This window comes from Amylolactobacillus amylophilus DSM 20533 = JCM 1125 (assembly GCF_001936335.1).
Taxonomy (GTDB): Bacteria; Bacillota; Bacilli; order Lactobacillales; family Lactobacillaceae; genus Amylolactobacillus; species Amylolactobacillus amylophilus.
Window position 1 is genome coordinate 21,459 of record NZ_CP018888.1, and the last position, 12,755, is coordinate 34,213.

At 44.0% G+C, this 12,755-nt stretch carries 13 protein-coding genes and 2 pseudogenes; all 15 read right to left on the bottom strand.

Annotated elements, in window-relative coordinates; all coding sequences use genetic code 11:
* Positions 1–767: 767 nt before the first annotated feature.
* On the bottom strand, positions 768–1,691 hold the full coding sequence (locus tag LA20533_RS00140; protein WP_255313973.1) for a deoxyribonuclease IV: 924 nt from the start codon (positions 1,689–1,691) through the stop codon (positions 768–770).
* Entirely contained in the window at positions 1,684–2,562 is an 879-nt protein-coding gene (locus tag LA20533_RS00145) for a YitT family protein (RefSeq protein WP_056946205.1), read from the bottom strand. The genes LA20533_RS00140 and LA20533_RS00145 overlap by 8 nt, the downstream gene beginning before the upstream one ends.
* A 60-nt stretch (positions 2,563–2,622) precedes the next feature.
* Positions 2,623–3,165, bottom strand: a complete 543-nt coding sequence (gene msrA / locus LA20533_RS00150; protein WP_056946207.1) for a peptide-methionine (S)-S-oxide reductase MsrA — start codon at positions 3,163–3,165, stop codon at positions 2,623–2,625.
* On the bottom strand, positions 3,165–3,605 hold the full coding sequence (gene msrB / locus LA20533_RS00155) for a peptide-methionine (R)-S-oxide reductase MsrB (RefSeq protein WP_054745013.1): 441 nt from the start codon (positions 3,603–3,605) through the stop codon (positions 3,165–3,167). Before msrB ends, msrA begins: the two co-directional genes overlap by 1 nt.
* A gap of 133 nt (positions 3,606–3,738) precedes the next feature.
* Complete coding sequence (gene aspS, locus LA20533_RS00160; protein WP_054745011.1) at positions 3,739–5,505, bottom strand: aspartate--tRNA ligase; 1,767 nt, start codon at positions 5,503–5,505, stop codon at positions 3,739–3,741.
* A gap of 17 nt (positions 5,506–5,522) precedes the next feature.
* Complete coding sequence (gene hisS, locus LA20533_RS00165) at positions 5,523–6,809, bottom strand: histidine--tRNA ligase (RefSeq protein ID WP_054745009.1); 1,287 nt, start codon at positions 6,807–6,809, stop codon at positions 5,523–5,525.
* A 282-nt stretch (positions 6,810–7,091) separates the two neighbouring features.
* A pseudogene (locus LA20533_RS08870) lies at positions 7,092–7,361 on the bottom strand (GGDEF domain-containing protein); the annotation flags it as partial.
* A gap of 55 nt (positions 7,362–7,416) precedes the next feature.
* Positions 7,417–8,034, bottom strand: a complete 618-nt coding sequence (locus tag LA20533_RS08875; protein ID WP_335622593.1) for a GGDEF domain-containing protein — start codon at positions 8,032–8,034, stop codon at positions 7,417–7,419.
* Positions 8,008–8,244, bottom strand: a pseudogene (locus LA20533_RS08950) (NAD(P)/FAD-dependent oxidoreductase); the annotation flags it as partial. The pseudogene LA20533_RS08950 and the gene LA20533_RS08875, both read right to left, overlap by 27 nt.
* Before the next feature lie 14 nt (positions 8,245–8,258).
* The gene (locus tag LA20533_RS08880) at positions 8,259–8,525 is read right to left on the bottom strand and encodes an FAD-dependent oxidoreductase (protein ID WP_054745001.1); all 267 of its coding nucleotides are present in this window, start codon (positions 8,523–8,525) and stop codon (positions 8,259–8,261) included.
* Entirely contained in the window at positions 8,456–8,827 is a 372-nt protein-coding gene (locus LA20533_RS08975) for an NAD(P)/FAD-dependent oxidoreductase (RefSeq protein WP_141322547.1), read from the bottom strand. Before LA20533_RS08975 ends, LA20533_RS08880 begins: the two co-directional genes overlap by 70 nt.
* Positions 8,828–8,934: 107 nt before the next feature.
* Positions 8,935–9,549: an EAL domain-containing protein gene (locus LA20533_RS00190; protein ID WP_082611556.1), complete on the bottom strand. Its 615-nt coding sequence runs from the start codon at positions 9,547–9,549 to the stop codon at positions 8,935–8,937.
* 135 nt (positions 9,550–9,684) lie between these two features.
* Positions 9,685–10,131: a D-aminoacyl-tRNA deacylase gene (gene dtd, locus LA20533_RS00195; protein WP_054744997.1), complete on the bottom strand. Its 447-nt coding sequence runs from the start codon at positions 10,129–10,131 to the stop codon at positions 9,685–9,687.
* Positions 10,131–12,404: a RelA/SpoT family protein gene (locus LA20533_RS00200; RefSeq protein ID WP_056946209.1), complete on the bottom strand. Its 2,274-nt coding sequence runs from the start codon at positions 12,402–12,404 to the stop codon at positions 10,131–10,133. Before LA20533_RS00200 ends, dtd begins: the two co-directional genes overlap by 1 nt.
* Positions 12,405–12,421: 17 nt before the next feature.
* The gene (locus LA20533_RS00205) at positions 12,422–12,754 is read right to left on the bottom strand and encodes a hypothetical protein (protein ID WP_054744996.1); all 333 of its coding nucleotides are present in this window, start codon (positions 12,752–12,754) and stop codon (positions 12,422–12,424) included.
* Between the last annotated feature and the right edge of the window lies 1 nt (position 12,755).

Genomic DNA, 12,755 nt, shown 5'->3' on the forward strand with positions numbered 1-12,755 from the left:
TTGATTCAAGTGTATCTTGGCCATTTTCAACTCGCTATGTTATTCCCTCTGACAGGAACCTTAACTCAACTAGTCACAGAACTTGCAAGGCAATTTCTGGTTAACCAAGACGTCAACCTAACGTTAAATAATGATCTTATCTCTTCGTATTACTTACTTGCAATTCGTTTCGCATCCTCGTCGACTATTTTTATGATGTATTTTATGTTTGTAAATGCAGTATTGATAAATCGTCAGCTAAGAAAACAATTCTTCCAGCACCATACTGTACAGAACATCATATTTTTGTTACTTTCTTTTTTATTAATCTATACACTACTAACACCCGTTATATACCAAGTTCCCCTAGAAATGCACGACATTGCCCATTTTATTTGTGTCCTGCTTGGCATTATCGTATCCTCAATTTTGCTACTGATACTTAGAAAAAGAGGTATTCACAACCATGAACGGGCCATGGGCAACAATGCGCACGCCTATTAAAAATACAGAAATCCACATTAATTGAGGCATATTAGGCTTATCAAAAATAATTCAAGAGTCGTTTCATTGCACCAATCATAATCTTCTTCATTCCTTTGGATGTTGAAGATCTTTTTTTGTTTAAGTACCAAGCTCAGGAGAAGTTACCTGAATAAGCTGCAAAGTAGCCTTTTTATCCTGCTGCATGAGTCAAAGGCTCCTATAACTATAGTTTCATAGCCAAACTACCAAAAAGTGGTGCAGCCATTCCCGTCGGAATGATTACACCACTAATGTTAGTAAGTTTATTTGTTTTCTGCCAGTACATGTTCTGCAAGTGCGGGATCAAACGTTTGTTGACGTAACTCACTGATCTCAAATTTATATGGTGAATACTTCTTTTTCGGATTCGCAGGATCCACAATTAGCGGCGTCTCCATGATCTTTGGAATCGACTTCAGCTCAGGAAGGTATGCTACAGTATTCAACAGCTGGAAGCCTAATTCACCATAGCCCAGATTGGCGTGTCTATCTTTGTGCGAATTTAAGCCAAATTTTGAGTCGTTCAAGTGAATTGTTGAAATTCTGTCCAAGCCCACTATCTGATCAAACTGGGTCAACACACCTGAAAGATCGTTCTTGATATCGTAACCGCCATCGTAGACATGACAGGTGTCAAATGTGATGGCCAGACGATCATTGTGGCTAGTCTGTGTGATAATTGAAGCAAGTTCCTCAAATGTCTTACCTACCTCTGTCCCCTTGCCAGCCATGGTTTCAATCGCAATTGTGACCTTCTTAGTTGCAGTCTGGCCTAAGATACGGTCAAGCATCTGAGCAATTTGCTTGATGGCTGCTGCACTACCGGCTCCAACGTGTGCCCCAGGATGGAAACTAATAGTACTTGCGCCAATTGCCTCTGCGCGTTCTAGCTCACCTAAGAGAAACTCTTCGGCAAAACCAAGGGTCTCGGTCTTAATCGTATTACCAAGATTGATGATGTAAGGTGCATGCACAACAACCGGTGCAATCTTAGCCTCTTTAAGCAGCGCTTTACCAGCTTCGATATTGAAGGCAGAAAGCTCCTTCCGCCGAGTATTTTGTGGCGCACCCGTAAAGACCATCATCGTATTTGCACCATTTTGCATAGATTCCTCGGCAGCGCCAACCAGCATCTTTGTGCCACCCATGCTGACATGACTGCCAATCAGTAAATCAGAATTAATCAACTTCTACCTCCTTAAATCGTCCAAGAGTTTTGACAGTTTCCGTGATGCTGACAAAGGCATACGGGTCGTTTTTACGGATAATCTGTTCGATGTCATAAATCTCATAACGCGCAACAATCGTTATCAGAACAGTCTTTTCCGTGTGACCAAACGCACCCTCGGCGTCATGAATAATAGTGATACCACGGTGCATTCGCGCCTGAATACTATCAATGATTTTCCGCGATTGACTAGTCACAATGAGTACCTGCATCCGTTGGTGCTGTGTGTAGATCATGTCGATCACTCGACCGTTGACAAAGATACTGATGGCGGTGTATAACGCATGAATCCAGCCAAACGTGACACCAGCAAGTGCAACAATCACTAGGTTAACCGCAATATTAATTGTGCCGAAACTTCTCCCGGTTTTTTTACGGAGGATAATCCCGGCGATATCGAGTCCACCAGTAGAGATCCCACTCTTCAGCGCAATCCCAGTACCAGCACCGTTAATGAGTCCACCAAAAAGTGCGCACAAAATCGGATCAAACTTGATCGTTAGCGGTGGAATCAGGTGCATCATAATCGAGCCCAGGAGTACCGCAATCATTGAAAACATCGTGAACCGATGCCCAATCTTAAACCACCCGAGGAAGAATAACGGAATATTCAACACAAAGTACATAATTGAGGTGGAGAGGACAAACGGAAAATACCGTTCAGTGAGGGTTTGCACCACTTGCGCAAATCCCGTCACCCCACTCGCATAAATGCCCCCCGGATGCCAGAAAAAGTTCAAAGCAATCGCCACCGCAATTGAATAGAAGAAGGCGGCGGTGACTTTAGAGATTAAATTGTGTTGGCGCGACATCTGTGTCAAATGATCCATAAATTGACTTCCTTTAGGTTCTTACAGTTCATTTTAACAAATATCGCGCAAAGATAAAGCTTATTTATGCCAATGTTTTTTGATAAATTCACTGCGGCCACCGGCCTCTTCTAGCGCATATCTAGTAGGATCCTTCTTGTAGAAGTCCTGGTGATACTCTTCTGCTTCATAGAAAGGCTTCGCAGGTTCAATTGTGGTCACAATCGGATCATCAAAGCGATTACTTTCGTCCAGTTGTTGCTTTGATTGTTCAGCGATTTGTTCCTGCTCAGTCGAATTGTAGAAAATAACTGGGCGGTACGAATCACCACGGTCTTGGAATTGGCCACCCGCATCTGTTGGATCAGTCACCTGCCAATAAAGTTCCACGAGTTCAGCGTAACTTATTTTGCTTTTGTCAAAAGTAATCTTTACGGCTTCTGTGTGCCCAGTTGTGTGCGAACACACTTGCTCATATGTTGGGTTTGGCACATGTCCACCAGTGTAACCAGAACGTACTGAAACTATTCCCTCGTGTTGGTCAAAGGGCTCGACCATACACCAGAAACAACCTCCTGCAAAAATAGCTGTATCAATATTAGAATTTTTCAGTTGCTCTGTCATTATTCATTTCCCCTATCAAAAAGTTCGAGATAATCACCATAACCTGCCGCCGTAAGTTGCTCAACCGGGATAAAGCGTAGTGCAGCAGAATTAATGCAGTAACGTAGGCCACCACGGTCCTCCGGGCCATCTGTGAACACGTGACCTAGATGCGAGTCAGCTTCTTTACTACGCACCTCCGTCCGTTCTTGCATTAATTTTGTATCACGCTTCTCAGTTAACTTTACAATTGGTTTCGTGAATGAGGGCCAACCACAACCGGCATCATATTTATCCGTTGAGGAGAACAACGGCTCACCGCTGACCACATCAACGAAGATTCCGTCTTGCCAGAAATCATCGTATTCACCACTAAAAGGCATCTCTGTTGCAGCGTTTTGGGTGACCTCGAATTGCTCCTTTGTCAGTCTTTCCTTTAAATCTGCTTGATCTTTGTGCATCATCTGACCTCACTTTTCTGCTTGAACATCTTATTGTTCATGATTGTATGTTTAATTATAGTTGTTTACAAGTAATTTGCGAATAAACAGTTCGGTAAATTCCGTTATTTAAAAATAAAATAAAAAAGCAAGACTAATCCTGCTTTTCCACCTCTAAACCGAGCTCATCTAGTTGTTTAGCATCAACGGGTGCTGGGGCCTGCATCATAGGCTCACTTGCCTTTGAGTTCTTCGGAAATGCGATTACATCACGAATGTTTTTCCGATCCGCCAGAAGCATGGCAAATCGATCGAGTCCGATTGCCAAACCGCCAATTGGTGGGAAGCCGTAGTCAAGCGCCTCTAAGAGGAACCCAAATTGCTCTTCGGCCTGCTCCTGCGTAAATCCTAACGCATGCAACATTTTCTCCTGGATCTCTCTTGTGTGTATTCTGATTGATCCACCACCAAGTTCGTAGCCGTCTAAGACGATATCATAACTTCTCGCGTGGGCCGCGTGGGGGTCACTATCAAGCAACTTCACACCGGCATCGTCCGGCATTGTAAATGGATGGTGGGCCGCAGTCCAGCGCTCATCACCCTCATCGTATTCGAAGAGCGGCCAATCAACTACCCAAGTGAATGCAAATTGAGATTCATCAATCAGGTTAAATTCCTTAGCGAGAGCAGTTCGGAGATAACCAAGGCTGTCAGCAACCACCTTAGCACGATCTGCCACGAACAGTACCAAATCGTCGTCCGTGACGTTTAATTTATCGGCCAACAAAGGCAACTCATTTGGTAGGAATTTGGTAATTGGCCCGCTAAATTCGCCATTAGTAAACTTCAACCAAGCGAGACCTTTTGCACCAAAGCGTTTGATGTAATCTTGTTTTGTATCAATTTGCTTCCTGGAATACTGAGCAGCAGCGCCCGGAACCACAATGGCCTTAACCTGACCACCATTAGCAACGGTACCAGAGAATACCTTGAAATCACTATTCTTAACTAAGGCGGAGACATCTTGTAACTCCATCCCAAACCGTAAATCCGGCTTGTCGGAACCAAAGCGGTCCATCGCTTCCTGCCAAGTTAGCCGCGGAAACGGTAGCTGCACATCAACACCCATGACGTCATGCATCACTTTTTGAAGCAGTCCCTCAGTCAGAGTTTGAATCTGTTCCTCATCGAGGAAACTAGTCTCTAAATCAATCTGGGTGAATTCTGGTTGCCGGTCGCCACGTAGATCCTCATCACGGAAGCAACGGGCAATTTGATAATAGCGGTCGAAACCAGCACCCATCAGTAATTGTTTAAACAGTTGAGGTGATTGGGGCAACGCGTAGAAGCTGCCCGGATAAATGCGAGATGGCACCAGATAGTCGCGCGCACCTTCTGGGGTTGATTTACCCAAGATTGGTGTTTCAATGTCGATGAATCCTTGCTCATCAAGATACTGATGCGTTGCTTGCATAATCTTTGCTCTTTTGATGATTGCTGCCTGCATCTCTGGCCGACGTAGATCTAAGTAACGGTACTTTAACTTAGTTTCCTCCGTTGCTGTCGTGTCATCCTTCACATCAAATGGCGGTGTTTTAGACTTATTGAGCAGCTCAAGTTCAGAGACCTCTACTTCAATCTGGCCCGTCTTCATCTGGTCATTGACTGCGCCCTGACCCCGCTTTACAACCCGTCCGTGAACCGTAATCACGTCTTCGGCACGCAAAGACTCTGCACTAGTAAGTAGCGCGGTCCCACTTGCCTGGCTCACAACCAGCTGGACGATGCCCTCGCGGTCCCGCAAGTCAATGAAAACCAGATTACCTAAGCTGCGGGCCTTTTGAACCCAACCGTATAACACAACGTCTTGATTCAGATATTCTTCTGTGATTAGGCCACAATAATTTGTTCGTTGATCCATTATTTTCAGTATCTCCTCTAATTAAATTGTCTCAAGACATTTTGTAAGTCTGTTTCTATCTGGTCAAAAGTGGTCGCGACTTGCTTGCCGTCTGTCAACCTTTTCACTGCAACCGACTTCGTAGCAATCTCTTCATCACCCAACGTGATGACATATTGGGCATTTGCCCGAGTAGCTGCCTTAAATTGAGCCTTCAATTTACGTTGCTCCACGTCGTATTCCGCGCTAAAGCCTGCACTTCTAATACTTTCTGTTAACTTAATTGTTGGTACAATTGTGTCGTCGCCAACATTTGCAATAAAGAAATCAATTCCTGATTCCGCGAACAATTGTGGATTCTGGACGTTCAAGACTAAGAGAAGGCGTTCAAGGCCAATACCAAAACCGACAGCCGGCGTCTGCGGACCCGAAAATTCCGCGACGAGATCGTCGTAACGACCCCCACCAAGAATAGTAGACTTGCTGTGCCAGAGCTCTTGATCGTCAACCATGAATTCGAAGATCGTACCGGTATAGTAGTCAAGTCCCCGGACCAAATCATCGTCTAGTTCATAATTTACGCCAAGTTGTGTCAGAGTATCAGTAATTAGATTAAAGTTGGCTTTTGATTCATCGTCCAGATAGTCAATAATTTTCGGTGCATCTGGAAGAAATTGTTGATCTGCCTCATCTTTAGAATCGAGAATCCTCAAAGGATTCGTCGTGAGGCGGCGTTTTGAATCCGCGCTGAGTGAGTCAACGAGCGGTGTGAAGTAGGCAACTAGGGCATCATGGTACTTTGCCCGCACATATTTCGTACCTAAGCTATTGATGTGTAATTCGTAATTTTTCACGCCGAGAGTCTGCAACAGCTTGTAACCAAGCATGACAACCTCAATATCCTGCAGAGCGTTACTTGAACCGAATGATTCCACACCGATTTGGTGGAACTGCCGTTGACGTCCCGCCTGGGGACGCTCATAACGAAACATCGGTTCGATGTAGAAAAGCTTATATGGCTTCGCGTATTCTGGTCCATACAATTTATTTTCAACAAACGAACGCACAACGCCAGCTGTACCCTCGGGACGTAGGGCTAGCCTTCTATTCCCCTTATCCAAGAAATCGTACATTTCCTTCTGGACGACATCACTCTCTTCACCACTTGAGCGCGCGAAGAGCTCGTAGTTCTCGAAGATTGGGGTGCGAATCTCCTGATAATTAGCTTTTTGGAAAAAGTTCCGGGTAATCTCCTCCACCTTCTGCCATTGTCTGACAGTCTGGGGTAGAATATCTACGGTTCCCTTTGGTTTTTGTAATTTCATTTAATCTCCTCCAAAATAAAAAGCACCCTTGATTAATTCATCAAGGGCGCATTCCTACGCGGTACCACCTTAGTAATTGCTACGAATAACGCTCGCCAAACGGTTTAATCTCAAAAGTTGTCACGAGCGTTTCAATAGCTTTACACCGACCAGCTACTCTCTGTCTTTTTTGCTCTCAGTCTTTCTCATTGATTAATTACTTAATTGGTATCTAGAATACTTAATTGAACAGGCCTTGTCAATACTCATTCGGTGTTAAACCGAAATTTCATACCGAAGCACCTAAAATTCGTTATTTTGAACAGTTAAATTATTTCGGCCCCGGGCCTTTGACCGGTAAAGCATTTGATCAGCACGCTCATATAAATCCTCCGGGCTATAATCTGCTAGGCTGGTCTGTGCGACGCCAATGGAAATAGTGACGATTAATTCCTCACCATCCACGGAGGTAAAGGTCATCTTATTCAGACTTTCCTTCAACTTTTCTGCAGCACATGTTGCCTCTTCTAAGCTACAATTCGGCAGAACAATATTAATTTCATCACCGCCAACACGGTAGCTTTTGGCACTCTTGAAATAACCTGCTCCATCACGGTACTAGCCTCCGCTAACCGCGGTTACCTGTAAAGTGGCCAAAGCCGTCATTCAGATTTTTGAAGTGATCAATATCGAGGGCAATCATCAAGAGTGGCTCTTTTGTCTTCTGCCAATGCTTAAAATTGTTCGCTAATTGTTCAACAAATGAACCGTAGTTATTTAAGCTGGTCAACCAATCGGTGTTTGCCTGCTGTAAAATGGTGTCCACATAAATATCCTCTGCATTAAATTGTGAGAGCATGAAGTAGACGAGTCCATCGAGGATAATTAAAGAGCTAGAATAGAAAAGAGCTTCGCTCAAGCTAATCATTCCCATTCCGGGCACAACACCATTTTTGAAAGTGGCTAAGAAATAGAAGATACAAAAAAGAATCAATGCACTTGCATGGAGCACAATCGTGCTGACCTTTTGTTTTCTAATTAATATCACCATGATGCCTAAAAACAGTTGAACAACAATGAAAATGGCAACGACAGGAATAGTAAGTCCCGTGTTTGCCAGTGTATAGTCAAAGAAACGTAGTGCAGTTTTTCCTTGTTTGCCAGGAAACTTCTGCACGTGGCCAAACACGTTTCTACCCGCAATGTAACCTTGCTTCACGGCGTTCGATGCTAACGGAATATACATATCTTGTTTTAGTGGATTATAAGTGATTGCCGCTGAATCACCGGCGGCTAAAATGTCCGGTTCAGAGGTCTCAAGCCATTCGTTCGTCAACAGCGCACCAGTTTTGTCCATCTCGACCTTACCAAACAATAATTCAGTATTTGCCAAGAAGCCAGTGCAGACAATTACTAGATCTGCGGTAATCTGCCCTTGCGCGGTATTAATGAGTACCTGCTTGGTCCCATTTACACTGCCAAAGGAGTTTTAACCCGATGACCTAAGCGAACGTCTACCCCATGTTGTTGCAGTGTTTCTACGATTTTAAGCGACATGTCTGCGTCTACGTAGTTATTAAGCAATTGCTTATTACCCTGAATTAGCGTTACTTGGTGGTCTGTGTTGGCATAGGCCTCGGCCAGTTCAATCCCAATAAAGCAGCCACCTACAATCGCGATATGCTGGTTGTCTTTCGCGCTATTATAGATTGCTTTTGCCTGCTTATAACCATACACAATAGCACCTTATCGTTATCTATGCCCGTTAAAGGAGGTACCTGAACATAAGAACCCGTGCTCATAATCAACTTATCGTAAGTATCTGTCACAACCTTTTTGGTGCTCATGTCTTGCACGAGTATGGATTTTTCTTTTGGATTGATCTTTAAAACGTCGTGCATAGTCTTGACTTTTGCGCCAATACTTGCCAGATGCTCCGGTGTTTCGTAGAACATATCCTCAAGTTTGTCGACGACTCCCTCTAAGTATAAAGAGATACCACACGACAGAAAAGAAACGTTGTCATTTCGTTCATAAATAGTTAATCAGTGTCTGGATGATTCGTTATAATTTCTTTCGCGGTTGAAACACCAGCGTGTGTGCAGCCAACTATTACTAACTTCATCTTATTCCCCTTTTCTTTTACTTAATTATCCGGGTCATCATCAAGTAGCTTCAAAATATGTGGCTTACCATAATAGTACCCTTGTCTTAACGTGATATTCATTTTATTCAACAGTTGATCTTCTTCCTCACTCTCAATACCTTCAAGGATAAATCTTAGGTTGTTCTTCTGTGCTAAGTCCCGCAAGAAAACTATTTTGTCTTGAATTTCCTGGTCAAAAACTGACTCTTCAAAGTTTTGTAGCGCAAATTTCAGTTCACTCAAGTAAGGCATGAATCTGTCGACGTTATCCAGCTGGTTCAAGCCAGTGCCAACGTCATCAAGCGAGAGTTCAATGCCCCGTAACTGATAGTTAACTAGTGCTTGTTGTAAATCTTCAAAGTTAATTTCAACAGGATTATCCTCCTCAGTAAGCTCCACGACGAGTTTTAGGGGGCGCAACAGATTTTGTACATAGATAAGCGCTTCATTAATCTCTGACGTTAATAGCTGCTGCCGGTTCAGATTAACGGACACGTAACCCACCTTCAAGGCCAGTTTCTGCATACTGCCAATTAGAATACTAGCAATTGTCTTGGCTGGAATCTTACTGAAGTCTGCTAGCGGGCGCCATCCATCAGCTGTGTTAACCTTCATTAAAAGCTTATAGCCAACAGATGTTATTTTTCCGCTTTTTGATGATTATTTTTTCAGCAGTTTTGATTGCTACAAAAAAACAACCGAAATGGTTGCCTTATTCTCATGGTCCTAGAAAAACTAATAATTATTTATTTAACTAACCCGTTCCTCAAATATAATCGTCACCGGTCCGTCGTTGTGCAGGTTAACCTGCATATCCGCGCCAAATTCACCGGTTTGAACCAAAAGACCGTTGGCACGCAATCGGTCATTGAATTGCTCAAATAGCGGTTCTGCAAGCTCGGGCCGCATTGCTTGTGTGAAACTCGGCCGGTTACCATGGCTCGTGTCCGCCAGTAGCGTGAATTGACTGACAGAGAGAATCTGGCCAGCCACATCCGCTAACGCTAGGTTCATCTTGTCATTTTGGTCACTGAAAACACGGAGTTTCGTGATTTTGTCAGCAAATTTATGTGCTAAGGATAGTGTATCCCCCTGCTCGATTCCGACGAGTAGTAGAAAACCCTTACCTATCCGGGCGATTTGATTCTGGGCGACCGTGACGCTAGCTTCTGTAACGCGTTGAACTACAATTCTCATTAGCTATCAGACCTCTTCGCTTCATAGACATTTGGCACATCTTTAATCCTCGCCAGGATTTCCTCTAAGTGTAAGGCGTTTTTCACTGCTACTGTGACATAGATGTGTGCCATGTTGTTGTTATCAACTTTACCAGTGATACTTGCCAGGTTCTTAGACTGTGAATTCAAAGTTTGGAGAATATCATTCAGCAAACCATTACGGTTGAAGCCATAGATTTCAATGTCGGCGTTATAATTCTGCTCTTTTGCAGCATCATTCACATTCTCCCAGGCAACATCAATCAACCGACCATTAGTCCTGTCTTCCTCTTTGATATTCTTACAATCATTACGGTGGATGGTCACACCGCGCCCACGCGTGACGTAACCCACAATGTCGTCACCAGGTAATGGATTACAACACTTAGCCAAACGGATCAAGAGGTTACCAACGCCTTGGATCATGATGCCGTTGTCGTGTTTGATCTTCATTGGATCTGAAGACTTCTGCCTGTCGTTTTTATTCTTCTTCTGGGCCTTCTTCGGTTCCTGTTTTTGGTCGGGCTCAGAGGTGTTGGTAAGAATAGCCTGCTCCATCGACTTTTGTTTGTCAGATTGCCGTTTGCGCCGTTCCTTCTCTGTCAGCTTATTAGCCACCACCAGTGCGGTAACTTCACCATAACCAATTGCACTAAACAATTCGCTCTCAGTACTAAAGTTAAATTTCATCAGCGCAATCTGCATGTGTTCTTTGTCCATGTAATTCTTAGGTAAAAAGCCTAGATCACTTAGCTGATTCTCAAGGGCAGCAACGCCTTTCTCAACGTTCTCGTCCTTTTCCTCGCTCTTAAAGAAACGCTTAATTTTATTGCGGGCGCGACTTGTCTTGACGATATTAATCCAATCTCGGCTAGGACGGGCATTACTCTGAGTCAACATCTCGACGATATCACCGTTTTTTAGTTGGTAGGTCAACGGTACAATCTTCCCGTTGACGCGCGCACCAACCGAGTGACTTCCGACCTCGGTGTGGACTAGATAGGCAAAATCCAGGGGAATCGAACCCTTTGGCAGCTCGTACACATCGCCAGCTGGCGTGAAGACATAAACGCGATCCGAGAAGATGTCTCCTTTCACGCTCTCCATGAATTCGTGCGCATCAGTACTCTCGTCTTTAATCTCCAGGATCTCCCGGAAGATATCAATCTTTTTGCCGGCTTCATCGAGCTTAACGGGATTCTTGACTCCTTCTTTATACGCCCAGTGGGCGGCAATACCATACTCGGCAACCTCATGCATCTGTTCGGTCCGAATCTGAATTTCTAGTGGCTTAGCGCCGGGTCCAATAATCGTTGTGTGCAGTGACTGATACCCGTTCGCCTTAGGCACCGCAATGTAATCCTTGAACCTACCAGGCATTGGCTTCCATTTAGTGTGGACTGCGCCCAAAACCGCGTAGCAATCCTTGACCGTCTCGACGAGGACTCGAATAGCAAGCAAGTCATATAATTCATTGAACTGCTTGTGTTTGTCCTTCATTTTTTTATAAATTGAGTAGATGTGCTTGGGCCGCCCGTATATTTCGTACTTAATACCGAGCTCGTCCAGCGTAGCGGTGATTACATCGACAGCGTCTGCGATATAACGTTCACGCTCGTCACGCTTAGACTTCATCAAATTAACTATCCGGTAATATTGTTGGGGATTGATATAGTGGAGACTCAAATCCTCCAGCTCCCACTTGATCATACTGATACCTAAGCGGTCGGCTAGTGGTGCATATATTTCCAGTGTTTCATCAGCGATTCTACGCTGCTTATCTGGACGCAGGTGGTCCAGCGTGCGCATGTTATGCAGACGATCAGCCAGTTTAACCATGATTACCCGCAAGTCTTGCGCCATTGCGATGAGCATTTTGCGGTGATTCTCAGCTAGTTGTTCCTCATGTGATTTGTACTTAATTTTACCCAGCTTAGTCACACCATCAACGATAGCGGCAACGTCTTTCCCAAATAATTCTGACACGTCACCCAGTGTAATATTGGTGTCCTCGACCACATCGTGGAGATAGCCGCTAGCAACTGTCTCTGGATCCATCTTCAGTTCCGCCAAAATACCGGCAACTTGAATAGGGTGAATGATATAAGGTTGACCCGATTTCCTAATCTGGTCGTGATGCACGTATGAGGCGAACTCGTAAGCCCTCTGGACGAAAGCTAGGTGCTCGTCATTCATATAAAGACGACAAAGTTCAATGACGTCTTCTTGCGTTAGTTCTTTTGGTTTCGCCATTTTAAATTTGTCCCCTTTTAACGATAATTATTATGGTGATTATAGCCCAATACGGAAAGCACCAGGTAAATTAAGCCGAAGAAATAATTATAATCTGCATAACGAATCAAGACCGTGACTGAAAATACTACCGGCCAAAACAGCAACCAGAAAATATTCAATCTCTGTTTTTTGACCCAATAACCAATGAAGTAAGAGATTAAAAAGTTAAGCGCAATAAAAATCCAGCCCACTCGAAGCGGTACCTTAAGTCCAAATAATCCCATAACTAGTGCAAATAGGACCGAGAACAAAGAAAGATATACAATTACGGCTGTTTTTGACTGCAAAATATGTTTCATAGTTTGCATC